The sequence below is a fragment of the Muricoccus pecuniae genome (genome assembly GCF_014199205.1).
Classification (GTDB): Bacteria; Pseudomonadota; Alphaproteobacteria; order Acetobacterales; family Acetobacteraceae; genus Roseomonas; species Roseomonas pecuniae.
The window spans coordinates 92,754-117,960 of the sequence record NZ_JACIJD010000006.1 but is presented as its reverse complement, the minus strand read 5'-3'; the positions used below and the strand labels follow the sequence as shown (position 1 = coordinate 117,960).

General features: G+C 73.3%; 27 protein-coding genes. 18 read left to right on the top strand and 9 right to left on the bottom strand.

The window, feature by feature from the left end:
• Window positions 1–11: 11 nt before the first annotated feature.
• The 3 genes from FHS87_RS08205 to FHS87_RS08195 all read right to left on the bottom strand — a co-directional run bounded on the left by FHS87_RS08205 (window position 12) and on the right by FHS87_RS08195 (window position 3,212).
• Complete coding sequence (locus tag FHS87_RS08205) at window positions 12–812, bottom strand: LOG family protein (protein ID WP_184516149.1); 801 nt, start codon at window positions 810–812, stop codon at window positions 12–14.
• A gap of 127 nt (window positions 813–939) precedes the next feature.
• Window positions 940–2,259 (bottom strand): DNA polymerase IV, encoded by a 1,320-nt coding sequence (locus FHS87_RS08200; protein ID WP_184516147.1) that lies wholly within the window; start codon window positions 2,257–2,259, stop codon window positions 940–942.
• Window positions 2,260–2,315: 56 nt separating this feature from the next.
• Complete coding sequence (locus FHS87_RS08195) at window positions 2,316–3,212, bottom strand: ROK family protein (RefSeq protein WP_184516145.1); 897 nt, start codon at window positions 3,210–3,212, stop codon at window positions 2,316–2,318.
• A gap of 108 nt (window positions 3,213–3,320) precedes the next feature.
• Between FHS87_RS08195 and FHS87_RS08190 the strand changes: the two genes are divergently transcribed.
• The 6 genes from FHS87_RS08190 to FHS87_RS08165 all read left to right on the top strand — a co-directional run bounded on the left by FHS87_RS08190 (window position 3,321) and on the right by FHS87_RS08165 (window position 8,527).
• Window positions 3,321–3,596: a sulfurtransferase TusA family protein gene (locus FHS87_RS08190; RefSeq protein ID WP_184516142.1), complete on the top strand. Its 276-nt coding sequence runs from the start codon at window positions 3,321–3,323 to the stop codon at window positions 3,594–3,596.
• Entirely contained in the window at window positions 3,596–4,519 is a 924-nt protein-coding gene (locus FHS87_RS08185; protein ID WP_184516139.1) for a histone deacetylase family protein, read from the top strand. Before FHS87_RS08190 ends, FHS87_RS08185 begins: the two co-directional genes overlap by 1 nt.
• A 16-nt stretch (window positions 4,520–4,535) precedes the next feature.
• The gene (gene xseB, locus FHS87_RS08180) at window positions 4,536–4,772 is read left to right on the top strand and encodes an exodeoxyribonuclease VII small subunit (protein WP_184516136.1); all 237 of its coding nucleotides are present in this window, start codon (window positions 4,536–4,538) and stop codon (window positions 4,770–4,772) included.
• Window positions 4,773–4,782: 10 nt separating this feature from the next.
• The gene (locus FHS87_RS08175; protein WP_246418226.1) at window positions 4,783–5,709 is read left to right on the top strand and encodes a polyprenyl synthetase family protein; all 927 of its coding nucleotides are present in this window, start codon (window positions 4,783–4,785) and stop codon (window positions 5,707–5,709) included.
• A gap of 32 nt (window positions 5,710–5,741) precedes the next feature.
• A complete protein-coding gene (gene dxs, locus FHS87_RS08170; protein WP_184516133.1) occupies window positions 5,742–7,685 on the top strand; it encodes a 1-deoxy-D-xylulose-5-phosphate synthase in 1,944 nt (647 codons plus the stop codon).
• Window positions 7,686–7,774: 89 nt separating this feature from the next.
• Entirely contained in the window at window positions 7,775–8,527 is a 753-nt protein-coding gene (locus FHS87_RS08165; RefSeq protein WP_184516131.1) for a TlyA family RNA methyltransferase, read from the top strand.
• A 4-nt stretch (window positions 8,528–8,531) separates the two neighbouring features.
• On the opposite strand, the gene FHS87_RS08160 is transcribed toward FHS87_RS08165, so the two are convergent.
• The 4 genes from FHS87_RS08160 to fabI all read right to left on the bottom strand — a co-directional run bounded on the left by FHS87_RS08160 (window position 8,532) and on the right by fabI (window position 12,098).
• Window positions 8,532–8,684 (bottom strand): peptide chain release factor 1, encoded by a 153-nt coding sequence (locus FHS87_RS08160; protein ID WP_184516128.1) that lies wholly within the window; start codon window positions 8,682–8,684, stop codon window positions 8,532–8,534.
• Window positions 8,685–8,794: 110 nt separating this feature from the next.
• Window positions 8,795–10,054 (bottom strand): hypothetical protein, encoded by a 1,260-nt coding sequence (locus FHS87_RS08155; protein WP_184516125.1) that lies wholly within the window; start codon window positions 10,052–10,054, stop codon window positions 8,795–8,797.
• 66 nt (window positions 10,055–10,120) lie between these two features.
• A complete protein-coding gene (gene aroC, locus FHS87_RS08150; protein WP_184516122.1) occupies window positions 10,121–11,227 on the bottom strand; it encodes a chorismate synthase in 1,107 nt (368 codons plus the stop codon).
• A 16-nt stretch (window positions 11,228–11,243) separates the two neighbouring features.
• Window positions 11,244–12,098, bottom strand: a complete 855-nt coding sequence (gene fabI / locus FHS87_RS08145) for an enoyl-ACP reductase FabI (protein WP_246418224.1) — start codon at window positions 12,096–12,098, stop codon at window positions 11,244–11,246.
• Between the two features lie 88 nt (window positions 12,099–12,186).
• Here fabI and pdxH point away from each other — a divergent pair, with 88 nt between their 5' ends.
• The 3 genes from pdxH to FHS87_RS08130 all read left to right on the top strand — a co-directional run bounded on the left by pdxH (window position 12,187) and on the right by FHS87_RS08130 (window position 15,278).
• Window positions 12,187–12,819, top strand: a complete 633-nt coding sequence (pdxH, locus tag FHS87_RS08140) for a pyridoxamine 5'-phosphate oxidase (protein WP_184516112.1) — start codon at window positions 12,187–12,189, stop codon at window positions 12,817–12,819.
• Window positions 12,820–12,829: 10 nt separating this feature from the next.
• A complete protein-coding gene (locus FHS87_RS08135) occupies window positions 12,830–14,314 on the top strand; it encodes a bifunctional aminoglycoside phosphotransferase/ATP-binding protein (protein ID WP_184516109.1) in 1,485 nt (494 codons plus the stop codon).
• Between the two features lie 88 nt (window positions 14,315–14,402).
• Complete coding sequence (locus FHS87_RS08130; RefSeq protein ID WP_184516106.1) at window positions 14,403–15,278, top strand: universal stress protein; 876 nt, start codon at window positions 14,403–14,405, stop codon at window positions 15,276–15,278.
• 116 nt (window positions 15,279–15,394) lie between these two features.
• Here the strand turns inward: FHS87_RS08130 and FHS87_RS08125 are convergent, their stop codons facing one another.
• Together FHS87_RS08125 and FHS87_RS08120 are read right to left on the bottom strand one after the other, a co-directional pair.
• Complete coding sequence (locus FHS87_RS08125) at window positions 15,395–16,165, bottom strand: exodeoxyribonuclease III (RefSeq protein WP_184516103.1); 771 nt, start codon at window positions 16,163–16,165, stop codon at window positions 15,395–15,397.
• A gap of 8 nt (window positions 16,166–16,173) precedes the next feature.
• Entirely contained in the window at window positions 16,174–16,515 is a 342-nt protein-coding gene (locus tag FHS87_RS08120; RefSeq protein ID WP_184516100.1) for a HesB/IscA family protein, read from the bottom strand.
• A 137-nt stretch (window positions 16,516–16,652) separates the two neighbouring features.
• Between FHS87_RS08120 and FHS87_RS08115 the strand changes: the two genes are divergently transcribed.
• The 9 genes from FHS87_RS08115 to tatC all read left to right on the top strand — a co-directional run bounded on the left by FHS87_RS08115 (window position 16,653) and on the right by tatC (window position 25,205).
• Window positions 16,653–17,846 (top strand): deoxyguanosinetriphosphate triphosphohydrolase, encoded by a 1,194-nt coding sequence (locus tag FHS87_RS08115; protein WP_184516097.1) that lies wholly within the window; start codon window positions 16,653–16,655, stop codon window positions 17,844–17,846.
• 7 nt (window positions 17,847–17,853) lie between these two features.
• Window positions 17,854–19,623 carry an arginine--tRNA ligase gene (gene argS, locus FHS87_RS08110; protein WP_184516094.1) on the top strand — a complete coding sequence of 590 codons (1,770 nt, stop codon included), beginning with the start codon at window positions 17,854–17,856 and terminating at the stop codon, window positions 19,621–19,623.
• Window positions 19,620–20,495, top strand: a complete 876-nt coding sequence (locus tag FHS87_RS24440; protein WP_184516091.1) for an SPOR domain-containing protein — start codon at window positions 19,620–19,622, stop codon at window positions 20,493–20,495. Before argS ends, FHS87_RS24440 begins: the two co-directional genes overlap by 4 nt.
• On the top strand, window positions 20,492–21,505 hold the full coding sequence (gene nagZ / locus FHS87_RS08100) for a beta-N-acetylhexosaminidase (RefSeq protein WP_184516087.1): 1,014 nt from the start codon (window positions 20,492–20,494) through the stop codon (window positions 21,503–21,505). Before FHS87_RS24440 ends, nagZ begins: the two co-directional genes overlap by 4 nt.
• A gap of 7 nt (window positions 21,506–21,512) precedes the next feature.
• Entirely contained in the window at window positions 21,513–22,202 is a 690-nt protein-coding gene (locus tag FHS87_RS08095; RefSeq protein WP_184516085.1) for a site-2 protease family protein, read from the top strand.
• A 19-nt stretch (window positions 22,203–22,221) separates the two neighbouring features.
• The gene (locus FHS87_RS08090; RefSeq protein WP_184516082.1) at window positions 22,222–23,013 is read left to right on the top strand and encodes a segregation and condensation protein A; all 792 of its coding nucleotides are present in this window, start codon (window positions 22,222–22,224) and stop codon (window positions 23,011–23,013) included.
• On the top strand, window positions 23,003–23,689 hold the full coding sequence (gene scpB / locus FHS87_RS08085) for an SMC-Scp complex subunit ScpB (RefSeq protein ID WP_184516079.1): 687 nt from the start codon (window positions 23,003–23,005) through the stop codon (window positions 23,687–23,689). Before FHS87_RS08090 ends, scpB begins: the two co-directional genes overlap by 11 nt.
• A gap of 139 nt (window positions 23,690–23,828) precedes the next feature.
• Window positions 23,829–24,395: a Sec-independent protein translocase protein TatB gene (gene tatB / locus FHS87_RS08080; RefSeq protein WP_184516076.1), complete on the top strand. Its 567-nt coding sequence runs from the start codon at window positions 23,829–23,831 to the stop codon at window positions 24,393–24,395.
• Window positions 24,396–24,455: 60 nt separating this feature from the next.
• Window positions 24,456–25,205 (top strand): twin-arginine translocase subunit TatC, encoded by a 750-nt coding sequence (gene tatC, locus FHS87_RS08075; RefSeq protein ID WP_184516460.1) that lies wholly within the window; start codon window positions 24,456–24,458, stop codon window positions 25,203–25,205.
• Window positions 25,206–25,207 lie beyond the last annotated feature (2 nt).

Below are 25,207 nucleotides of genomic sequence, written 5' to 3'. Positions count from 1 at the left end.
GCCTCCTCCCCTCAGATGTCCTTGGACTTCGGCACGGAGGGCGCGGAGACCTCGCGCAGTCCCTGGTCGACGAGGCACTTCCAGGCGCTCTCGGCGTCCTCGGCCATGCGGAAGAGATCGAGGTCGCGGGGCGAGATCATCCCGGCCGCGAGCAGGGCATCGAGGTTCACGACCGACCGCCAGTAGTCCCCATCGACCAGCACGATGGGCACCTGCGGCGCCTTCCCCGTCTGCCGCAGGGTGAGGATCTCGAAGAGCTCGTCGAACGTCCCGAAGCCGCCGGGGAAGACCACCAGCGCGTTCGCCCGCATCGCCAGGTGCATCTTGCGCATGGCGAAGTAGTGGAAGCGGAAGGTCAGCTCCGGCGTGGAGTAGGCGTTCGGCTCCTGCTCGAAGGGCAGCATGATGTTGAAGCCGATCGAGGGCGCCTTCGCCTCGCCCGCGCCGCGGTTGGCGGCCTCCATGATGCCCGGGCCGCCCCCGGTGGCGATGACGTTGTCCCGGAAGCCCTCCCCGTCGAGAAAGGCGCCGCCCCGCTCGGAGGCGAGCCGCCCGAAACGCCGCGCCTCGGCGTACCAGAAGGGCTGCCGGCCCGGCCCGTCCTCCCGCACCCGCGCGCTGCCGAAGACGACGATCGTGGAGCGGACGCGCCAGTTGCGCAGGACCTCGTCCGCCTTGGCGAATTCGAGGAGGAAGCGCACCCCGCGCATGGAGGAGCCCATGAGGAAGTCCGGGTCGAGCGCGGCCAGCCGGTAGGAGGGCGAGGCGAGCTGCGCGGCATTCGCCTGGGCGAGGGAGGGGCTGTCGTTCATGGTCTCTCCGGCTTCTGGGCGGGCCTGCTTCCCTCAATCCCCGGGCCCGGCGGTTGTTGCCGCCGCCACTTCCTTTGCCCCGGCTGGAAGCCCCGGGCCGTGCCGGGCACAAAAAGAAGAACGGGCGCTAGACGCTTGAACCCGTTTCTTTTCCCCTGGCATGGACCGGCTGCTGGCTCTCCGGCCTGCCCGTCAGCACAAGCCCGCGACCTGCGCGCACCGCGCCATCCCCGAAGCGCGCCCGCAGCGATTCCATCGCGGCCCAGCGGGCGGCGCGGCGCGGCGCCTCCGGGTCCGCCAGGTCGCCCAGATCCGCGGTCCCACCCTCGACCAGCGGCTGGGCGCCGATCCCGATGAGGCGGAACGCCGTTCCGTCGGCCTCGCGCGCGAGGAGCGGCAGCACGGCCCTGTAGAGCGTCTCGGGCACGATGCTCGGCCCGGCCAAGCGGGCGTGGCGCGTGCGCAGCGCGAAGCGGCCCGTCTTGAGCTTCAGCACCACGCCCCCGGCGGCCAGCCCCTTCTCGGCGAGCCGCCGGGCGAGCTTCTCGCAGAGGCGCCAGAGGATCGGCTCCATCTCCGCGGGCCGGGAGAGGTCGCGGTCGAAGGTGGTCTCGGCCGAGACCGACTTGGTGTCGCGCTCCGGGCGGACGGGGCGCGAGTCCTCCCCCCGCGCGCGGGCGACGAGCAGCGGGCCGTCCTCGCCGAAGCGCCGCATCGCCTCGCGCGGCTCCAGGGATTGCAGCTGGCCGAGGGTGGAGAAGCCCATGCCCGCCAACCTGGCGGCGAAGGCCGGTCCCACGCCCGGCAGGATCGTGACGGGCTCCCCGGCGAGGAGCGTGGCGGCCTCGGCCGCGCCGATGCAGGCCAGGCCGCGCGGCTTGTCCCGCTCCACCGCGATCTTCGCCAGCAGCCGGTTGGGCGCGAGGCCGATCGAGACGGTTACCCCGACCTCCTTCTCCACCCGCCGCGCGAAGCGGGCGAGGGTGATTGCGGGCGGGGCGCCGTGCAGCGCCTCCGTGCCGGAGAGGTCCAGCACGGCCTCGTCGATCGACATGGCCTGGACCAGGGGGGTCAGCTCCTCCATCAGCCTCCGCACGGCGCGGGAGGCGGCGGTGTACTTCGCGAAGTCCGGCCGGATCACCACGGCATCGGGGCAGGCCTGCAGCGCCTTGAACATCGGCATGGCGGACTTCACCCCGCGCGTCCGCGCGACGTAGCAGGCGGCCGAGACGACGCCGCGCTGCCCGCCGCCGACGATCACGGGCCGCCCGGCCAGCTCGGGCCGGTCCCGCTTCTCGACGCTGGCAAAGAAGGCGTCGCAATCGACATGGGCGATGGCGAGGTTGAAGAGCTCGGGATGCGAGGCGACGCGCGCCGAGCCGCAGGCGGCGCAGCGGCGGGGCGCGGCCTCGGTGCGGTGGAAGCAGTCCCGGCAGAGGGAGGGCATCCGCCCTTCTAGCACAGCCCTGCGCGGCGGGCGCGGAGTCGCCGCTCGGCCGCGGCTCAGTCCCGGTCCCAGAGCCGGGCGGCGCCGAACACCCCCGAGCTGTCCCCGTGCCTGGCGGGGAGGATGTTCACCGCCTTGGCGTCGCCGAAGATGAAAGGGGCCATGAGGCCGGGCAGGTCGCGGTAGAGATGCGCGAAGTTGGAGACGCCGCCGCCGAGCACGATCACTTCGGGATCGACCAGGTTCACCACCACCGCCAACGCCCGCGCCAGCCGGTCCGCGTGCCGGGCGAGGCCGGCGGCGGCCGCGGGATCGCCGGCGCGGGCCCGAGCCTCCACCGCGCTCGCGTCGCGATGGCCGGGCCCGTCCGTATCGGCGGCGAGCGCCGGGCCGCAGAGGAAGGTCTCCAGGCAGCCGTGCAGCCCGCACCAGCAGCGGGGGCCCGGGAACTCCTCCGGCCGCATCCAGGGCAGGGGGGTGTGGCCCCACTCGCCGGCCACGCGGTTGAGCCCGTCGAGCGGCCGCCCGTCCACGACCCATCCGCCGCCCACGCCCGTGCCGAGGATGGCGGCGAAGACCACGGGGTATCCCGCCCCGGCGCCATCGGCCGCCTCGCTCATCGCGAGGCAGTTGGCGTCATTCATCACCCGCACCTCGCGCCCGAGCGCCGCGGCGAGATCCCTCTCCAGCGGCTGCCCGTTCAGCGCCTGGGTGTTGGCGTTGCGAACGAGGCCGGTCCGCGGGTTGATGCTGCCCGGGATGCCCAGGCCGACCGTCCCCCGCGCGACCAGCCCGGCCTCCGCCTCCCCGACGAGCTCCGCGATCGCCCCGATGATGGCCGGATAGCCCGCCGGGGTCGGCCGCCGGCGGCGCAGCAGCACGCGCCCCTCGCCGTCCAGGGCGGCGACCTCCGTCTTCGTGCCGCCGAGATCCACGCCGAGCCTGATCGTCATGGGCCCACCAATGCCGCCGCAGCCCGGGAGCGTCCAGCCCGGAGCGCGATCACAGCCGCGTCGGTGGCCCTGGACTCGGGCGGCGCGGGGTGGTGCATTGGCCGGTCTATGGCCGCGCCGTCCAACGCCCCCAAGAAGGAAACCCTGCTCGACGTGCAGGGGCTGACCTGCCCGCTGCCCGTGCTGAAGGCCAACAAGGCCCTGCGCGGGATGCCCGCGGGGGCGCGTCTGACGGTGCTCGCGACCGATGCGGCGAGCGTGGTGGATTTCCAGGCCTTCTGCCGGGAGACCGGCCACGCCCTCGTCTCCTTCAGCGAGAGCGCTGGGGTCTATCGCTTCACGCTCCGCAAGCGCGACGAGGCGGCGGGGAAGGGAGGGGGCTGATGCTGCTCCTCACCCATCCCGCCTGCCTCCGCCACGACAACGGGCCGCACCACCCCGAATGCCCGGACCGGCTGCGGGCGGTGATCCGCGCGCTGGAGGCGCAGGAATTCTCCTCCCTCGTCCGGGCCCAGGCGCCGGAAGCGACCCGCGAGCAGCTCCTGCGGGTGCATCCCGAGCGCCATGTGGACCGCATCCTCTCCACCCGCCCGGCGGAGGGAGCGAGGGTTCATCTGGACGCCGACACCTCCATGAACGCCCATTCCGCCGAGGCCGCGCTGCGCGCCGCGGGCGCGGGGGTGGAAGCGGTGGACTGCGTGATGTCGGGCGAGTTCCCCCGCGCCTTCTGCGCCGTTCGCCCGCCCGGGCACCACGCCGAGCCCGACTCCCCGATGGGCTTCTGCCTCTTCGCCAACGCCGCCATCGCGGCCCGGCACGCCCAGGCGGCGCACGGGGTCGAGCGCGTGGCGGTGCTCGACTTCGACGTGCATCACGGCAACGGCACCCAGGCCGCCTTCCTGAACGAGCCGAGCCTCATGCTCGCCTCCTCCCACCAGTCGCCGCTCTATCCCGGAACGGGGGAGGCCTCGGAGACGGGGGTGGGCAACATCCTGAACGTGCCGCTCGCGGCCGGCACGGACGGGGCGACCTTCCTCCGGGTGTGGGAGCGGGACATCCTCCCCGCGGTCCAGGCCTTCTCGCCCGGCCTCATCATCGTCTCCGCGGGCTTCGACGCCCATCGCATCGACCCGCTGGCCGGGCTGCGGCTGGTGGAGGAGGATTTCGCCCGCCTCACCGAGGCGATCTGCGACCTCGCGAACACCGTTTGCTCCGGGCGGGTGGTGTCGATGCTGGAAGGCGGCTACGACCTCGGCGCCCTTGCCCGATCGGCGGCCGCCCACACGCGCGCCCTGATCCGCGCCTGACCCTGCCGGAGCCCTCATGCCCGACCCCTTGCCCGATGTGGAGAACCTGTCCTTCGAGGAGGCCATGGCCGAGCTGGAGACGATCGTCCGGCGGCTCGAGGGCGGCCAGGCTCGCCTCGAGGAGGCGATGGACTCCTACGCCCGCGGCACCGCGCTCCGCGCGCATTGCGAGCGCAAGCTGAACGAGGCGGAGGCGCGGGTGCAGGCGCTGGTGCCCGGCGCGGCCGGCCCGGCCCTGAGGGACGTGGAATGAGGGACGTGGAATGAGCGGCGCCCCGGCGATGGAGGCCGATGCGATGGAGGGGCTGAAGGCCGCGATGGCCGAGGCCGCCTCCGAGGTGGACGAGATGCTCGACGCCCTGCTGCCGAAGGAGGAGGGCGAGGAGCGCTCCCTCTTCGCGGCCATGCGCTACGCCACCATGGGCGGCGGCAAGAAGCTGCGCGCCTTCCTCGTGCTCGAGGGCGCGCGGCAGTTCGGCGTGGCCCGCCACTCCGCCCTTCGCGCCGCGGCGGCGGTGGAGATGCTGCACGGCTACTCGCTCGTGCATGACGACCTGCCGGCCATGGACAATGACGACCTCCGCCGGGGCAAGCCCACGGTGCACCGCGCCTGGGACGAGGCGACGGCCATCCTGGTGGGCGACGCGTTGCAGACCCATGCCTTCGCCACCCTCGCCGCGCCCGAGACCCATTCCGACCCGGCCGTGCGCGCGGAGTTGTGCCTCCAGCTCGCCCTGGCCTCCGGCGCGCGCGGGATGGTGGGCGGGCAGATGCTGGACATGATGGCCGAGAAGGCCACCGCCCCGCTGGACGAGGCCGCGATCGGCCGGCTGCAGATGCTCAAGACGGGCAAGCTGATCGAGTTCTCCGCCGAGGCCGGGGCGATCCTCGGCAGGGCGGCGGCCGGGCCGCGCAACTGCCTGACCTTCTACGGCCGCGAGATCGGCGCCGCCTTCCAGATCGCCGACGACCTGCTCGACCTCACGGCGACCGCCGAGGAGGCCGGCAAGGCGACGGGCAAGGATGCCGGGGCGGGCAAGGCGACGCTGCTCGGCCTGCTCGGCCCCGAGCGCGCGCGGATACAGGCGGAGCGGCTGGTCGAGCAGGCCAAGCGCCACCTGGACGGCTTCGACGAGCGCGCCGGCCTCCTGCGCGCCCTGGCGGATCACGTGATCCGCCGCCGGAACTGAGATTGAGACAAGAACGGTTCGAGGAAGAGCCCATGTCCCCGCCCCCCCCGACGCCGTTGCTGGACCGCGTGCGTATCCCGTCCGACCTGCGGAACTTCTCGCCCGAGCAGCTGAAGGCCCTGGCCGAGGAGGTCCGGGCCGAGACGGTGCATGCGGTCTCCACCACCGGCGGCCATCTGGGCGCCTCGCTCGGCGTGGTGGAGCTGACGGTCGCGCTGCACGCCGTGTTCGAGACACCGCGCGACCGGCTGATCTGGGACGTCGGGCACCAGGCCTATCCGCACAAGATCCTCACGGGCCGGCGCGACCGCATCCGCACGCTGCGCCAGGGCGGCGGGCTGTCGGGCTTCACGCGCCGCTCGGAGAGCGAGTACGACCCCTTCGGCGCCGCGCACTCCTCCACCTCCATCTCGGCCGGGCTCGGCATGGCGGTGGCGCGCGACCTGCTGGCGCCACAGGGGCTGGGCCAGGGGCCCGAGCAGGCGGTGATCGCGGTGATCGGCGACGGGGCCATGTCGGCGGGCATGGCCTATGAGGCGATGAACAACGCGGGCGCCATCAAGTCGCGCCTGGTCGTCGTGCTCAACGACAACGACATGTCGATCGCGCGCCCCGTGGGCGCCATGTCGGCCTATCTGTCGCGCCTCATCTCCTCGCGCCCCTTCCTCTCCATCCGGGAGGTGATGTCGCGCGTGGCCCGCCGCTTCCCGCGCCCGCTGGCCGAGGCCGCCAAGCGCGCGGACGAGTACGCCCGCGGCATGCTGACCGGCGGCACGCTCTTCGAGGAGATGGGCTTCTACTATGTCGGCCCGATCGACGGGCACGACCTCGACCACCTGCTCCCCGTGCTGCGCAACCTGCGCGACGCCGAGGAGAGCGGGCCCATCCTGCTCCATGTCGTCACCCAGAAGGGCAAGGGCTACGCGCCCGCCGAGGCCTCGGCCGACAAGTATCACGGCGTGGTCAAGTTCAACGTCGTCACCGGCGAGCAGGCGAAGGCCCCCCCGGGGCCGCCCTCCTTCACGAAGGTCTTCGCTCAGGCGCTGATCGCCGAGGCCGAGGCCGACCCGCGCGTCGTGGCGGTGACCGCCGCCATGCCGGGCGGCACCGGGCTCGACGCCTTCGAGAAGCGCTTCCCGCGCCGCAGCTTCGATGTCGGCATCGCCGAGCAGCACGCGGTCACCTTCGCCGCCGGCATGGCTTGCGAGGGGCTGCGCCCCTTCGTGGCCATCTACTCGACCTTCCTCCAGCGCGCCTACGATCAGGTGGTGCACGACGTCGCGCTGCAGAACCTGCCCGTGCGCTTCGCCATGGACCGCGCGGGGCTCGTCGGGGCGGACGGCGCGACGCATGCCGGGGCCTATGACATCGCCTATCTCGGCTGCATCCCGAACATGACCCTCATGGCGGCGGCGGACGAGGTCGAGCTGACCCATATGGTGGCCACGGCGGCCGCCCATGACGCCGGGCCCATCGCCTTCCGCTACCCCCGCGGCGAGGGACAGGGGCTCGACCTCCCCGCCCGTGGCACGGTGCTGCCGATCGGGCGCGGGCGCGTGCTGCGTGAGGGAGGCACGATCGCCATCCTCTCCTACGGCACCCGCCTGGGCGAGGCGCTGCGCGCCGCCGACGAGCTTGCCGCCCAGGGGCTCTCCTGCACCGTGGCCGATGCGCGCTTCGCCAAGCCGCTGGACACGGCCCTCATCGAGCGCCTCGCCCGCAACCACGCCGTGCTGCTGACGGTCGAGGAGGGCTCGACGGGCGGCTTCGGATCCCTCGTCGCCCACCACCTCCTTCACCAGGGGCTGCTGGATGGCGGGCTGCGCTTCCGGCCCCTGACCCTGCCCGACACCTATATCGACCACGAATCGCCGAGGAAGCAGTACGACCTCGCCGGCCTCAACGCGCCCCAGATCGCCCAGGCCGCCCGGGACGCGCTCGGGCACGAGAGCGACGCCCGGCCGGCGAGAGCCTAAGGGCAGCCGAGGCGTCGTGCCGGGGGCACGGAGGGTCGGCTCCGGGCCGCCGGGCTGCTACCCTCCCGGCATCCACCGGGAGGACCGCCTTGCCCCAGACGAAGCCGGCCAAGCAGCGCGCCGATGCCGCGCTCGTCGAGCGCGGTCTCGCCGAGAGCCGAACCCGCGCCCAGGCCCTGATCCTGGCGGGCAAGGTGTTCAGCGGCGAGCGGCGGATCGACAAGCCCGGCCAGGAGTTGCGGGAGGGGGACGCGCTGGAGGTCCGGGGCCAGGACCATCCCTGGGTCAGCCGGGGCGGGCTGAAGCTCGCGCACGGGCTGGCGGCCTTCGGGCTCGATCCATCCGGCCGGGTCTGCCTCGATGTCGGCGCCTCGACGGGCGGCTTCACCCATGTGCTGCTGCATCATGGCGCCGCGCGGGTCTATGCGGTCGATGTCGGCCATGGCCAGCTCGCCTGGAACCTGCGCAACGATCCCCGCGTGGTGGTGATGGAGCGGGTGAACGCCCGCTACCTCGACGCCACGACGGTTCCTGAACCGCTCGGCGCTGTCGTCTGCGACGCGTCCTTCATCGGGCTCGCGACCGTCCTGCCGGCCGCGCTCTCCCTCGCCGCGCCGGGCGCCTTCGCGGTCGCGCTCATCAAGCCCCAGTTCGAGGCGGGGCCGGGCATGGTGGGGAAGGGGGGCGTGGTGCGGGACCCGAATGTCCATCGCGCCGTCTGCGCCCGGGTGAAGAACTGGTGGTCCGAACTGCCGGGCTGGAACGTCCTCGGCATTACCGAGAGCCCGATCACCGGCCCCGAGGGGAACAAGGAGTTCCTCATCGGGGCCCGCAAATCCTAGTCCTTTAGCGGCCCATCGCCTCCGTGCCGGTTGCCGCGCTTGCCCGGGACAGGCTTCCCGCAAGCGCCCAGACGCGTGCCGGATCCATCCGCACGTCCGGGTCGTTCAGCAACCGGTCGAGTTCGGCGAGGGCCTTCTCCATCTCCGCGTCGGTCATGGCACCCCTTTAGTTTTCGCAGTGCAGCATGCCTGGAAACGGCTTTGTTGATCCAGGGTTTCCGGCCTTCACCGGCCGTTAACCCCGTTCATTCGTTCGTGAGCGAATCCTCAGCTCGTGGAGACGAGTGCCGGGAGAAGAGCCGCGTCCCGGGAGGAGGAACGGGCGGGGTTGCGGAAGCGCAACTCCCCGGCGGGCACGCCGTCCGGCGGCGCCATCCCGAACAGCTCCATGCGGGAGGCGCAGGACACCGTGGAGACCGCCCGCGCCTCGGCCGTGGTGAGGAAGCGGCGTACCGATCCCTCCAACTCCATCCGGTCGCGCAGCCCGCGCCATTCCTGCCGCCCGATATCATCGAGGAAGACGGCCAGGATGCCCGCCCGCTCGCCCCCGAGGCGGGAGGAGGCGGCCACCATGCGCCGGCACACGGCCTGGGCGATGTCGCAGGCCTGCCCCGCCCGGGCCGCGAGGACGAGGATGTTGCCGTTGCCCTGGGTCACGGCGAGGTGCGCCTCGGGGCCGAACAGTGCCCGCAGCGCGGTGGCCGGGACCGCCGCCTGGGCCCCAGCGAGGATCAGGGGGTCGAGCTTCAGCACGGCATCGGCCGCGGCGTCCTGCCGCCGGCGGTCGCGGAGCATCTCCATGATGCGCCGCTGCAGCGCCGCGCCGTCCAGCGCGTCGCGCTTGAGGCCTTCCGGCAGGGTCATCTTCAGGACGTAGCGGCCGGGATGGGCCGCGAGCCAGGTCTGGAGGTCCGGGTTCACGCCATCGACGAAGGCGCACCAGTCACCGCGGGGCACGGGGCGCCCCTCCTCGGCCGAGACGGTCTCGCAGGCGATCTCCGCCTCCATACCCTCCCGCGCAATGACGAGGTCGTGCGGGGTGCCGTCCATGAGGCCGGTGAAGCGCACCTCGAATCCGCGCGCCCGGTGCAGCGCCGCCACGCGGAGGAGGTGGAAGAGCGGGACGAGATTCGCCTCCCCCGCCAGACTGGCATGGAGCAGGGAGCGGAGGCGCCGCCGGGCCGGGACGGGAAGGGATTCGGCCAGCCGTGCCGCATCGCGGGCGAGGCGCAGCAACTCGCCCTCGGCGCGCCCGGGGTTTTCCGGCGCCTCGGCGCCCAGGAGGCGGTGAAGGGTCATCTCCAGCGCGTGGCGCTCGGAGAGGGCGCGGCCGGTGAGCGACGGGGCCGAGGCGCGACGGGCCAGCTCGTCCATCCGGGCCTGCCAGCGGCTGGGCCCGGCGAGGTTGATGAAGCCCGTCAGGGGGTGCCCGGAACCGGCGCCTCCGGAGGATCGCGCCGGTTTGCTTCCCCCCTCGATCGCCCTGGCGCCGGCTGCGAAGCTGTCCGCGGTGTCGAGAGGAGGCATGGGGGGGTCACCTCTGGTGCCCTCCTGCAATACCCGAGTCCCGCACTCGGATAAAGAACGGTCTGTTCAGTTTCTCGGGAGCCGGGTGGTCAAGGGCGCGTCCGGCACCTGGGCCCGGTGGCGCAGCAATGCGTCGGCCAGAACGCAGGCCATCATCGCCTCACCGACCGGGACGGCGCGGATGCCGACGCAGGGGTCGTGCCGGCCCTTGGTGACGAGATCGCGGTCCTGCCCGTGCCGATCCACCGTCCTCCGCGCAACGAGGATGGAGGAGGTCGGTTTCACGGCGAAACGTGCGACCAGCGGCTGCCCGGTGGAGATGCCGCCGAGAACCCCGCCCGCATGGTTGGCCATGAACTCCACCGTGCCGTCGGCCGCCATGCGCATCTCGTCGGCATTGTCCTCGCCGGTCAGGGCGGCAGCGGCGAAGCCCTCGCCGATCTCCACACCCTTCACGGCATTGATGGACATGAAGGCGGCCGCGATCTCGGCGTCCAGCTTGCCGTAGATCGGAGCGCCGAGGCCGGGCGGGAGGCCCTCCGCCACCACCTCCACCACCGCGCCGACGCTGGAGCCGGCCTTGCGCAGCGCGAGGAGCCGTTCCTCCCAGCGCGCCGCCGCGGCGCGGTCGGGGCAGAAGAAGGGGTTCTCCTCCACCGCCTTCCAATCCCAGCTCCCGCGGTCAACCGCATCGCCGCCCATGGCGACGAGCGCCCCGCGGATGGTCACGCCCGCGCCCAGCACCTTGCGCGCGACGGCGCCGGCGGCCACGCGTATCGCCGTCTCCCGCGCGGATGACCGCCCGCCGCCGCGGTAATCCCGCACCCCGTATTTCAGGTGGTAGGCGAGGTCCGCATGGCCCGGACGGAAGCTGTCGGCGATCTCGCCATAGTCGCGGGAGCGCTGGTCCTTGTTCTCGATGACCAGCGAGATCGGGGTGCCCGTCGTCAGCCCCTCGAAGGTGCCGGAGAGGATGCGGACCTCGTCCGGCTCCTGGCGCTGGGTGACGAATTTCGACCCGCCGGGGCGGCGGCGGTCCAGCCAGGGCTGGATGTCCGCCTCCGTCAGCGAGAGGCCGGGCGGGCAGCCATCGACCACGCCGCCGATCGCCGGCCCGTGGCTCTCGCCCCAGGTGGTGACGCGGAAGAGGTGGCCGAAGCTGTTGTGCGACATCGCGGGGAGGGGGCGCTCAGCTCTTCTCGATCGTGATATCAGGCGCGTCCGGATGCTTCATCCCGACGATGTGGTAGCCGCAATCGACGTGGTGCACCTCGCCCGTCACCCCGCCCGAGAGGGGCGAGAGGAGGTAGAGGCCGGCGCCGCCCACCTCCTCCAGCCCGACATTGCGGCGCATGGGCGAGTTGTACTGGTTCCACTTCAGGATGTAGCGGAAGTCCCCGATGCCGCTGGCGGCCAGCGTCTTGATCGGCCCGGCGGAGATGGCGTTCACGCGGATGCCGGAATCGCCGAGATCGGCGGCCATGTAGCGCACGCTCGCCTCCAGCGCCGCCTTGGCCACGCCCATGACGTTGTAGTGCGGCGTCCAGCGCTCCGCGCCGAGATAGGAGAGGGTGAGCAGCGACCCGCCCGGCTTCATCATCGCCGCGGCCCGGCGGGAGACGGAGACGAAGGAGAAGCAGGAGATGTCGAGCGCCTGGAGGAAGGCCTCCTTCGGCGTGTCGAGGTAGCGGCCGCGCAGGTATTGCTTGTCGGCGAAGCCGATGGCGTGGACGAGGAAGTCGATCCCGTCCCAGCGCTCGGCGACCTTGGCGAAGGCGGCGTCGATCGCGGCCTCGTCCGACACGTCGCAGGGGACGAGCAGGTCCGAGCCGACGCCCGCCGCCAGCGGGCGGACGCGCTTCTCCAGCGCCTCGCCCTGATAGGTGAAGGCCAGCTCCGCCCCCTGGGCGGCCACGGCCTGGGCGATGGCCCAGGCGATGGAGCGGTCATTGGCCACGCCCATCACGATGCCGCGGCGCCCGCGCATCAGCTCGCCCCGGGCGGGCAGGAGGGGGGCATCGGCCACGGTCTTGGCGTCATCCATGGTGCGTCCTCCGGCAGGGCGAGGGGCTGTTGCGATGGGGTCGGAGGGGTGGCACACCGGGCGGAACCGAACAAGGGGCCGCACGCAGATGAGCCTGACCACCGAGGTCCCCGCCGGCGAGGCCTATGCCGCCGGCATCCCCGACACCGACGAGCCCTACGGCCTCTTCGAGGCCTGGTTCGCCGAGGCCGCGGCGCGGGAGCCCAACGATCCGAACGCCATGTGCCTCGCCACCTGCTCGCCCGATGGCTGGCCCTCGGCCCGCATGGTGCTGCTGAAGGGACGGGACGACAGGGGCTTCGTCTTCTACACGAACGAGCACAGCCGCAAGGGCGGGGAGCTTCTGGCCAACCCGCGCGCGGCGCTGTGCTTCCACTGGAAGTCCATGCGCCGCCAGATCCGCATCGAGGGGGAGGTCGAGCGGGTGACGGCCGGGGAATCCGACGCCTACTTCGCCTCCCGCTCCCGCGGCTCGCGCATCTCGGCCGTCTCCTCCGACCAGTCCCGCCCGCTCGCCTCCCGCGCCGAGTTCGAGCGGCGCGTGGCCGAGACCGAGGCCCGCTACCCCGGCGAGGACGTGCCCCGACCGCCCCACTGGGGCGGCTTCCGACTGCTGCCCCGCATGGTCGAGTTCTGGCAGGACATGCCCTACCGCATGCATGACCGCCTCGTCTTCGAGCGGGCCGGGGAGGGGTGGACCACCGGGCGCCTCTTCCCGTGACGGCCCGCGCTTGAGCATCCCGCCTGGCCAGGCCGGGGCGGCGGCGCTGCTCTCGCGGCTGACGGGCGGCACGCGGCCGGTGGAGACGCATATCTCCGCCGTCTTCGTCGGGCCGGACCGGGCGCTGAAGATGCGCAAGGCGGTGAATCTCGGCTTCCTCGACTTCACTGCCCCCGAAGCGCGCCGCCGCTACGCCGAGCGGGAGCTGGCGCTGAACGCGCCCGCCGCCCCCACCCTCTATCGGGCCGTGCACGGCATCCCGGATCCGGCGGACCGGCTCGTGCCCGCGGACGACCCTGCGGCGGTGGAATGGGCGGTGGAGATGGCGCCCGTGGCGCCCGGCGCCTTCCTCGACGCCGTCGCGGCGCGGGGCGGGATCGACGCCGGGATGGGGGACGCGCTGGGCGACGTCGCGGTCGCGCTGCGCGGCACCTACCCGCCCGCGGCCGCGCCGCCCGATCCGGTGGAGGCCTTCCGCAAGGTCCTCCGCGGCAATGCGCGCGCCGCGCTCGTCTCTGGCCTCGACCGCGGGCGGGTGATCGCCTGGCGCCGCGCGGCGGAGGCCTGGCTGCGCCGCCTCGCGCCCGTGCTCCGCGCGCGGGTGGCGGAAGGGCGCGTCCGGCGCTGCCACGGAGACCTGCACCTGGGCAACCTCCTGCTGCTGGACGGCCGCCCGACGCCCTTCGACGCGCTGGAATTCGACGAGGAGCTCGCCACGATCGACACGGGCTACGACCTCGCCTTTCTCCTGGCGGACCTCCTGCGCCGCTGCGGGCGCGCGGCCGCCTGCCGCGTGCTCTCCCGCGCGATCGGGGTGGGGGGCGATGCCGGGCTCGTCGCCGGGCTGCCGCTCTGGCTTTCCACCCGCGCGATGATCCGGGCCCACTGCCTCGCGCGCATGGACGGGCAGGGGGAGGGGGCGGCTGGCTTCCTCGGGGATGCGGAGGCGGCGCTCCGCCCGCCGCCGCCGCGGCTGATCGCGGTCGGCGGGCTTCAGGGAACGGGCAAGACCGTGCTCTCCCGCGCCCTCGCCCCGCTCTTCGGCGCGCTGCCCGGGGCGCTGCACCTGCGGACGGACGAGATCCGCAAGCGCCTGGCCGGCGTGCCGCCGGAGACCCCGCTCCCGCCGGAAGCCTATACGGAGGCGTCGAGCGACGCGGTGCACCGCGCGCTCTTCGAGGATGCCGCCCTGGCGCTTCGCGGCGGCCACTCCGTCATCGCCGACGCCGCCTTCCTCGATCCCGCCAGGCGTGCCGGCATCGAGGCGGTGGCGCAGGAGGCCGGCCTGCCCTTCACCGGGCTGTGGCTGGAGGCGCCGCTCGACCTGCTGCGCGCGCGCGTGGCGGCCCGGCGCGGGGATGCTTCGGACGCGACAGTGGCGGTGCTGGAGAGGGCGGCGTCCTGGCCGCATGGTGCCGTGTCGTGGAACCGCATCGATGCCTCGGGGGACCCCCTGGCGACGGCCCTTGCGGCGACCCAAGCTCAATCGTGCTAGATCGGAACCGTCCCGCCTGATTCGGCGGGGCCCGGAGGGAGGGGGCCGCGTCGCCCGCCCGCCGGAACACGACGGGAGCAACGCCGCCATGGCATACCGCCGCATCCTCCTTCCCCTGACCGGCACCGCCGCGGGCGAGGCCGCGTTGCAGACCGCCGTGATGACGGCGCGCATCTGGCACAGCCATGTCCACTGCCTGCACGTGCGCGTGGACGCGCGGGACGTCGCGCCGCTTGCCGGCGAGGGCCTCTCGGGCGCGATGATCGAGGAGATGATGGCCGCGACCGAGCGCGAGTCGGGCGACCGCGCGAGCCGAGTGCAGGCGCTGTTCGACCGCTTCGTGGACGGCAAGGACGTGGTCCTCGCCAGCTCCGCCGAGGCCGCGGAGAAGGCGGACGCCGCCACCCTCTCCTTCGAATCCGTCGCGGGGCGGGAGGAGGACCTCGTCGCCCAGCAGTCCCGGCTCTACGACATGGCCATCGTGCCGCACCCGGATTCGAGGGAGGACGTCTCCTCCTCCGATGCGCTGCACGCCGTTCTCTTCGACAGCGGCCGCCCGGTGCTCATCGCGCCCCGCCTGCCCCCGACGACCATCGGCACCCGCGTCTGCTGCGCCTGGAACGGCACGGCCGAGAGCGCGGCCGCCATCGCCGCCGCCCTGCCCTGGCTGCACCGGGCGGAAGCCGTGCAGATCCTCTACAGCAAGGACTACCAGCGGCGCGGGCCGGATGTGCGGGGGATCCTCTCCTATCTCCGCTGGCACAGCATTAAGGCGGAGGCGACGGAGTTCTCGCCCGTCACGCGGGAGGTCGGGGCCGGGCTGCTCGGCGCCGCGCGCGACTTCGGCTCCGACCTCCTCTGCATGGGCGCCTACAGCCACTCCCGTATCCGCCAGCTCATCCTCGGCGGCGTGACGCGGCACGTGCTGGAAAATTCCGACATGCCGGTGATGATGTGCCGGTGAAGGCCCGGCGCGCCTGGAGCCGATCCCGTTCTGGTGGAACCACCGGGACGGGTGAATTGGCTCCCCAAACAATACACTAGAGGAGTTGAGGTGAGCCGGAGCGAACGGAAGCCGCTCTAGTCCGCGAGGTCGAACAGCACCGGCGCGTGGTCGGAAGGGCTCTCCTCCGACCGCGCGGCGAAATCCACCGTCGCGCCGGTAAGCCGCTCGGCCAACTCGGCGCTCAGCAGGGCGTGGTCGATCCGCAGGCCCCGGTTGCCCTCGAAGGCGGGGCCGTAGTCCCAGTAGGTCCAGGGCGCGTCCTCGGGATGGAGGGCGCGCAGCGCGTCCGTCATGCCGAGATGGGTGATCGCGCGAAAGGCCGCGCGCGTCTCCGGCCGGACGAGCGCGTCGGTCGCCGGCATGCTGTTGGGGAAGAAGTCGCGGTCGGTCGGGCAGACATTGAAGTCGCCCAGCACGGCATAGGGGGTGAGGGAGTCCAGCCGCTCGGCGACCCGCCGCCGCAGCCGCTCCATCCAGGCGAGCTTGTAGGCGTAGCCCTCGGCGCCGCCCGAATTGCCGTTGGGCAGGTAGATGCCGGCGAGGTGCATCCCGGCCGCGCGCACCTCCACGAAGCGGGCATGGGTGTCCTCCTCCCCGCCGGGCAGGACCTCGTCCACCACCTCGAAGGGGATGCGGGAGACCACCGCGACGCCGTTCCGCCCGCCGGGCTGGCCGACGGCGTGGAAGCGGTAGCCGAGCTCGGAGAGCAGCAGGCCGGGGAACTCCTCCGTCCGGCACTTCAGCTCCTGCAGGAAGACGATGTCGGGCGCGTGCCGCTCCAGCAGGCGCCGCAGATGCGGCTCCCGCTTGCGGATCGAGTTCACGTTGAAGGTGCAGAGGCGCAAGGGGCGGCTCAGACCGAGAAGGAGACGCCGCAGCCGCAGCCCGAGGCCGCGACGGGGTTGCGGACCGCGAAATGCGCCCCGATCAGCTCGTCCGCCCAGTCCAGCTCGGCGCCGCGCAGGAGGTCGAGCGAGACGGGGTCGATGAAGACCCGGCCCTCCACCACGAGGTCGTCCGCCTCGGGCCCGTCGGCCAGGTCGAACTTGTACTGGAAGCCGGCGCAGCCCCCGGCCTCCACGGCCAGGCGCAGCCCGGCGCCAGGGCGGCCCTGGGAGACCGCGATCTCGGCCACCTGGGCCAGGGCGGCCGGGGTGACGGAGAAGGGGGCAGGGGCGGGGCTGCCATCCGGCATGGGGAGACCTCGGCGAAAATTGGGCTTCCCCGCCAAGATAGGGGGTCGGGCCCGCTTCTCCAACGCGCCCGCGGCGGGCCGGGCCGCGCCTCAGCCTTGCCGCCCGCGCGGGCCGGGTGCTACGGCCCGCCGACGCCATGGACGCCCAAGACCCCCCCGCCGCCCCCGCGCGCGGCCCGCATGAGCTGGCACCCTGGGCGGTGCAGCCCGGGGAGTCGCGCGGGCGGCTCTACCCCGAGGATTCCGGCGGCGGGCGCTCCCCCTACCAGCGGGACCGGGACCGGATCATCCACTCCACCGCTTTCCGGCGGCTCCAGTACAAGACGCAGGTCTTCGTCTTCCACGAGGGCGACGCCTTCCGGACGCGGCTGACCCACTCGATCGAGGTGGCGCAGATCGCCCGCTCCCTCGCCCGGCAGCTGCACCTGGACGAGGACCTTGCCGAGGCCCTGGCCCTGGCCCACGACCTCGGCCATCCCCCCTTCGGCCATGCGGGGGAGGAGGCGCTGAACGGGGTGATGCGCGCCTGGGGCGGCTACGACCACAACGCCCAGTCGCTGAAGGCCGTGACCTTGCTGGAGCACCGCTACGCCGGCTTCGACGGGCTGAACCTCACCTGGGAGACGCTGGAGGGGCTGGCCAAGCACAACGGCCCGCTGCGCCGCCCGCCGCCCTACATCGCCGAGTACTCCGCCCGCCACGATCTCGAGCTGCACTGCCATGCGAGCGCCGAGGCCCAGGCGGCGGCGATCGCGGACGACATCGCCTACAACAACCACGACCTCGACGATGGGCTGCGCGCCGGCCTCTTCACCCTGGAGGAGGCCTGCCGCCTGCCGCTCGTCGCCGCCGCGCGGGACCAGGCGATGGCCGTCATCCCCGCCGACGCCCCGCCCGACCGCATGGCGAGCGAGATCATCCGCCGCGTGATCAACCTCATGATCACCGATGTCGTGGACGAGGCGCGCCGCCGCATCACCGTGCTCAGGCCGAGGAGTGTGGGGGACATCCGCAGCGCCCCTCAGCCCGTCGTCTTCTTCTCCGACCGGATGCGCGCGCTGAACCAGGAGACGCGCGAGTTCCTGTTCGGGCGGATGTACCGGCACTGGCGCGTGAACCGCACGGCGCTGAAGTCCAAGCGCGCGCTGCAGGTGATGTTCTCCCTGCTGCACGGCCAGCCCGACATGCTGCCGCCCGCCTGGGCGAAGCGCGCGGGGGAGGCGGGATCGCCCGCCGCCGCGCGCACCGTCTGCGACTGGCTGGCGGGCATGACCGACAAGTTCGCGCTCGAAGAGCACCGTCGCCTGACGGACCCCAACATACCCGGCTGACCACGACATGACAGACGACATCTTCCGCACGATCCGCGACGCGGTCGTGACCGAGCTCCGCGCGCTGCTGCCGGACCTGCCCGAGGAGCTGCTGGCCCGCGTGCTGGTGGAGCCGCCGCGCGACGCCTCGCACGGGGACATGGCGACCAACGCCGCCCTCGTCGTCGCCAAGCCCGCGCGGATGCCGCCGCAGAAGGTGGCGGCGAGCCTGGCCGAGCGCCTGGCCGCACGGGAGGGCATCGCCGCGGCGGCGCCGGCCGGGCCGGGCTTCGTCAACCTGCGGCTGGAGGAGTCGCTGCTGCGCGCCCAGCTCCCGGTGATGCTGCGCGCCGGGGAAGCCTATGGGGACGGCACCACCGGCGGCGGGCGCAAGGCGGATGTGGAGTATGTCTCGGCCAACCCGACGGGCCCGATGCATGTCGGCCACTGCCGCGGCGCGGTGGTGGGCGACGCGCTGGCCAACCTGCTGACGAAGGCGGGCTGGGCGGTCACGAAGGAGTACTACATCAACGATGCCGGCGCGCAGGTGCAGGCGCTCGCCTGGGCGGCCTACTGGCGCTACCTCCAGGCCCTCGGCACGATGGTGACGGAGGAGGAGTTCGCGGCCTCCATCCCGGGCGGGCTGCAGTATCGCGGCGACTACCTCGTCCCCGTGGGCGAGGCGCTGAAGAGGGAGCACGGCGACGCCCTCGCGCCGGGCGCGGTGCCGGCCGATCCCTCCCTCTGGCTCGACACGGTGCGCGAGTTCACCGTCGAGGCGATGATGAGCGAGATCCGCGACGACCTCGCCGCGCTCGGCGTGCGCCACGACGTGTTCATCAGCGAGGCGGCGCTGGTCCGCAGCGGCGAGGCGGACAAGGCGATCGCCGCGCTCGCCGCGCGCGGCCTCGTCTACGAGGGTGTGCTGGAGCCGCCCAAGGGCAAGCTGCCCGACGACTGGGAGCCGCGCGAGCAGACGCTGTTCCGCTCCACCGAGTTCGGGGACGACGTGGACCGCCCGCTCCGCAAGAGCGACGGCACCAACACCTATTTCGCGAACGACATCGGCAACCACGCCGACAAGATCGCGCGCGGCTTCGACGAGCTGGTGCAGGTCTGGGGGGCGGACCATGGCGGCTACGTGCCGCGCATGAAGGCCGCGGTGGCCGCGCTGTCGGCGGAAAGGCCGGTTTCCTTCGACGTGGTGCTGGCGCAGATCGTGAAGGTGGTGAAGGGCGGGCAGCCCGTGCGCATGTCCAAGCGCGCCGGCACCTATGTCACCCTGCGCGACCTCATCGACGAGGTCGGGCGCGACGCCGTGCGCTTCACCATGCTGACGCGCAAGGCCGACGCGCAGATGGAGTTCGACCTCGACGCGGTGGTGCAGCAGAGCCGCGACAATCCCGTCTTCTACGTGCAGTATGCCCATGCCCGCTGCCGCAGCGTGCTCCGCGGCGCCGGCGACCCGGCGGCGGAGGACTTGGCCGGCGCGCCGCTCGACGCCCTGGCCGATCCCGCCGAGATGGCCCTCATCCGCCGCCTCACCGCCTGGCCCCGCACGGTGGAGGGCGCGGCCCTGGCTCGGGAGCCGCACCGGATCGCCTTCTTTCTCCATGACTTGGCCGCGGATTTTCACCTACTATGGAACCGGGGGCGCGACGACGCCACGTTGCGATTCATCCGGGAAGGGGAACCGGAAGCCACCCGCGCGAGGCTCGCCCTCGTCGCGGCGACGGCAGCCGTCATCCGCTCGGGTCTCGCGGTCATGGGGGTGACACCCGTCGAGGAGATGCGGTGAGCGATTTCACTGTTCCGAGCTACCGGGTCCGCCCGCAGCGGGCCGGTTTTCAGGTGCCCTGGCGGATGCTGGCCCTCTCCGGGGCCGTCCTCGGCATCGCGGCGGCCGGGGGCGGCGTGGTCTGGGGGATCACGCGTGCCGTCAACCGCAGCGTGCCGACGATCGAGGCCGATTCGCGGCCGATCCGCGTGAAGCCGGAGGATCCCGGCGGCTTGCGCGTGGCGAACCAGGACGAGCGGATCTTCGACAGTGCGCGCCGCGGCCCGGCCGCGGCGGCCGGCCAGGCACGGCTGACGCCCGAGTCCGAGCGGCCGGACCTGGCCGCGCTGCGGCAGGCCGCGGCCCGCGCCCAGCAGGCGGCCGCCGCGGAGGCCGCCGCCCGCCCGGTGCTCGTCAACCCGAGCATCGCCACACCGCCTCCCGCCGGCGCTTCCGCCGCGCCCCTGGCGGCGCAGCCCGCCCCTGCGCCCGCGCAGCCCGCGGCCACCCAGGGGGCCGCGTCCCCCCAGGGCGCGCAGCAGCAGGCGGCCGCGGCCGCGCCGCAGCCGGCCCCGCAGGCCCCCGTGCCCTCCATCGCGCCGCCGCCCATGCCGGCCAATGCGCCGGCGGCTGTTCAGCCCCGGGGCGGGCGCTTCGTGGTCCAGCTCGGCGCCGTCACCTCGGAGGAGGCGGCGCAGGGCGAGTGGCTGCGGCTGCAGGGTCGCATCCCGGAGCTGGCCGGGCGCCAGCCCCAGATCAGCCGCGTCGATCGCGGCGACCTGCCGCCGCTCTGGCGCATCCGCACGAGCGGGCTGCCGGATGCCAAGGCGGCGGAGGCGCTCTGCGCCTCGGCCAAGTCGAAGGGAGCGCCCTGCGCCGTGATCGGCGGATGAGGGCCCGCGCGGCCATCACCGGCCTGTCCGGCCTCTCGCTCACGGGGGAGGAGGCGGCGCTGCTGCGCGCGACGCCGCCCGCCGGGGTGATCCTCTTCCGCCGGAACGTGGACAACCCCGCCCAGCTCTCGAACCTCACCTCATCGATCCGGGAAATCCTGGGACAGGAGGCGCCGATCCTGGTGGACCAGGAGGGCGGGCGGGTTGCCCGGCTACGGCCGCCCTACTGGCCCTCCTTCCCGCCGCCGGCGGTCTTCGAGGGCGGGCCGGAGGCGCGCGCGGCGGCGAATGCCGCGCTGCTCGGCGCCCATTGCGCGGCGATGGGGCTGGACGTGGTCTGCGCCCCCTGCCTCGACCTGCGCGTGCCCGGCGCGCATGACGTGATCGGGGACCGCGCCTTCTCCGCCGATCCCGCCGAGATCGCACGGCTGGGCGAGGCCTGGATCGAGGGGCTGATGGCCGCCGGCTGCACCCCCGTGGTCAAGCACATCCCCGGCCATGGCCGCGCGACGGCCGACAGCCATGTGGACCTGCCCCGGGTGGAGGCCGATGCCGAAACCCTGGAGGCCGACATCGCGCCATTCCGCGCCGTCTGCGCGCGGGATGGCGGGCGCCATCTCTGGGCCATGACGGCCCATGTGACCTATGCCGCCTTCGACCCCGACCTTCCCGCCACCCTCTCCCCCTCGCTGATCGGGCGGGTGATCCGGGGCGCGATCGGCTTCGACGGCGTGCTCGTCTCGGACGACCTCGTCATGGGGGCGCTGAGCGGCTTCGGCGCTGACCTGGCCGCGGCCTCGCTGGAGGCGGGCTGTGACCTCGTCCTCCACTGCAACGGCGTCCTCGCCGACACCGCCGCCCTGCTTCGGGACTGCCCCGCGCTCACGCCGCGCGCGGAGGAGCGGATGCGCGCGGCGCGGGCCGCCGCCCTTGCCGCCCGCCCGCCGGCCCGCGCCGCGGCGGCCGCCCGCCCGGCCCCCTCCGCCCCGCACGCGCTGACGGACGCCTGACCGGCGGATGGACTGGCTCCCGGATTTCCTCGCGGCCGCCCTCGCCGCGATCCTCGCGATCACCCTGCACGAGGCGGCGCACGGCTACGCCGCCCGCGCGCTCGGGGACGACACGGCGGCGCGGATGGGGAGGCTCTCCCTCAACCCGCTGCGCCATGTGGACCCGATCGGCACGCTGGTGGTGCCGGGCTTCCTGCTGGTGTCGCAGCTTCTCGTCTCCGGCCGGGTGGACGTGATGTTCGGCTGGGCGAAGCCGGTGCCGGTGAACGTGCTCGCGCTCCGCAACCCGCGCTTCGGCATGGTGCTGGTGGCCGCGGCCGGGCCGGCGATGAACGTGGTGCTCGCCTTCGCCGCGGCCCTGCTGCTGCACCCCCTGCAGGGGCCGGGCGGGGACAATCTGATGGACTGGCTCTCGGGCTTCCTGATCCTCTCGCTGATCGGCAACCTCGTCCTCGCCGCCTTCAACCTCCTGCCGATCCCGCCGCTGGATGGCGGGCGGATTCTCGGCGGGCTGCTGCCGCCCGCCCTCGGCATCCCCTTCCTGCGGCTGGAGAGGGCCGGGCTGTTCATCGTGCTCGGGCTGATCTTCCTCCTGCCGATGCTCCTGCCCGGCTTCGACCCCCTGCGGAGCCTCGTCGGCGGCGTGGTGCTGCCGACGGCGCGGATGATCCTCAACCTCACGGGCCACGCGGCATGACCCCGAGGGGTCACGCGGCGTGAGCGGGCGGGCCGAACCCGCCCTCGTCGTCACGCTGGAGGGGTTCGAGGGGCCGCTCGACCTCCTGCTGGACCTCGCCCGGGCGCAGAAGGTGGACATCGCCCGGATCTCCATCCTCTCCCTCGTGGACCAGTACCTCGCCGTCATCGAGGGCGCGCGGCGCGTGCGGCTGGAGCTGGCGGCGGACTGGCTGGTGATGGCCGCCTGGCTCGCCTGGCTGAAGTCCCGCCTCCTCCTGCCCGACGACCCCGAGGCGGGGGAGGATGCGGAGTCGCTGGCCGAGGCCCTGGCGGACCGGCTGCGCGAGCTGGAGCGGATGCGCGAGGCCGCCGCCTGGCTCGGCGCCCGGCCCTATCTCGGCCGGGACGTGCTGGCGCGCGGGGCACCGGAGAACCTCGTGCTGGAGGACCGCTCGGCCCTCGCCGCGGACCTCCCGGGCCTGCTGCGCGCCTATTCGGATATCCTCCGCCGCGCCGCCGCCCGCCGGCCCTACCAGCCCAAGCCGCGCCGCCTCTGGACCGTGCAGGACGCGCTCTCCCGACTGCGGGGCCTCGTCGGGCACGTCCCCGGCTGGACGGAGCTGGCGGCCTATCTCCCGGAGGCCGAGATGGACCCGACGGAGCGCCGCGCCGCCCTGGCCAGCACGCTGATCGCCGGGCTGGAGCTGGCCAAGACCGGGGTGGCGGAGCTGCGGCAGGACGCGCCTTTCGCCCCCATCCTGCTCCGCCCGCCCGGCGCCGGCCGGGACGAGGCGCCGAACCGCGGGAGCCGCGACGCCGATGCTGCCTGACACCGAGGCCGGGCCCGTCCCGGCCGACACGGCGGAGGAGGGCGGCCCCCCTCCCGCGACCGTGCAGGAGGGGGCGTCACCGGCCGCCGACTCCACCTCCCCCGAAGCGATCAGGATCGCCGAGGCGCTGGTCTTCGCCTCCGCCACCCCCGTCACCGCCGCCCGCCTCGCGCCCCTCCTGCCGCCGGGGACGGGCGCGGCGGCCACCCTCACGGCGCTCGCCACGGCCTATGAGGGCAGGGGGGTGACGCTGGTGAACGTCGCGGGCGGCTACGCCTTCCGCACGGCCGAGGACCTCGCCCCCGTGCTCACCCGGGTGGTGGAGGTACCGCGCCGGCTGCCCCGCGTGGCGATGGAGGCGCTGGCCATCATCGCCTGGCACCAGCCCGTCACCCGCGCGGAGATCGAGGAGATCCGCGGCACCGCCCTGTCCCAGACCACGCTGGAGCTCCTGCTGGAGAACGGCCTCGTCGCGCCGCGCGGGAAGAAGGAGGCGCCGGGCCGCCCGACCCTATGGGCGACCACGCCGAAGTTCCTGGAGCAGTTCGGCCTGGCCTCGCTGCGCGACCTGCCCCGGCGGGAGGAGCTGATGCCCGAGCCCGGCCTGCCCCTGCCCGAGCCCTCCCCCGGGCCGCTGCCGGGTCCGGGCACGCCGGACGGAACGGCCGCGGGTTGAGGCGGCTTCCATCCCGCGCCGCGCGGCCCCATCTTCCGGGGGCCCCATTTGTCGTGCGGGCGAGTTCTGCTAACGGAGACGACCCCGCCAGGGCCGGCCCTTCCCGGGCCAGCGGCCCGCCCCGGGTGATCGGAGAGACATGTTCGACCTCGCCTGGTCCGAGATCGCGCTGATCGCCGTCGTGGCGGTGGTGGTGATCGGTCCGAAGGACCTTCCCGACGCCGTGCGCGGTATCGCCCGCGGAATCCAGAAGCTGCGCCGCATGGCCGGCGAGTTCCAGGGCCACCTGGACGAGGTGGTGCGCGAGGCGAAGCTGGAGGACGTGCGCGACCAGATCCGCGACATCCGCAACTTCGACCTGAAGTCCACGATCGAGAAGGCCGTGGACGAGGACGGCTCGATCACCCGCACCTTCCGCGACGACCCCTTCCGCGCCCCGCCGCCCCCGACCTCCGACGCCGCCCCGGCCGCGGGCACCGAGGCGGCCCTGCCCGATGGTGCCCCGCCCGCGGACGCGACCACCCCGCCGCCCGAGGTGACCGCTGCCGCGGCGGCGGCCGACACGCCGGACGCCACACCGCCCGGCCCGCCGGTGGAGGGCGCCGCCGCGCAGCCCGTGCCGCCGACGCTCCTGCCCGACCCGGCCGTCCCGGCGCCGGCTTCCCCGGCGGAGCCGCCCCCGCGCCCCGCCACCCACACCGCCTGACCAGAAGAAGCCGCAAGCACAGTGCCTCGCGAACCGGACGACACGATCGACGACAAGCCCATGCCGTTGATCGACCACCTGCTCGAGCTGCGCACGCGGCTTCTCTGGTCGATCGGCGCCTTCGGCATCGCCTTCGCGCTCTGCTACTACTTCTCCACCTCGATCTACGGCTTCCTCGCCCGCCCGCTGGCGGAGATCCTGGTGGAGCAGGGCGGGGGCGAGCGGCGGATGATCTTCACCGCCCTCTACGAGGCCTTCTTCACCTATCTGAAGGTCGCCTTCTTCGGCGCCGTCTTCTTCAGCTTCCCCATGTGGGCGACGCAGCTCTGGCTGTTCATCGCCCCCGGCCTCTACCGGTCCGAGAAGAAGGTCATCACGCCCTTCCTCGTCGCCTCGCCCGTGCTCTTCGTCGCGGGGGCGTCGCTCGCCTACTACTTCATCTTCCCGCTGGCCTGGCGCTTCTTCATCTCCTTCGAGACCCCGACGGGGGGCGGCGGGATTCCCGTTCAGCTCGAGGCGAAGGTGTCCGAGTACCTCTCCCTCGTCATGCACATGATCCTGGCCTTCGGCATCGCCTTCCAGCTGCCGGTGCTGCTCACTCTCCTGGCGCGGGTCGGGATCGTGAGCGTGGAGCAGCTCCGCGCCGGGCGCCGCTACGCGATCGTGGGGATGTTCGTCGCGGCCGCGATCATGACGCCGCCCGATGTCATCAGCCAGGTCGGCCTCGCTGTGCCGCTGATCGCGCTCTACGAGCTCTCCATCCTCGCCGCGGTTTGGATGACGCCCAAGCCCAAGCCCCCGACCACCTGAGA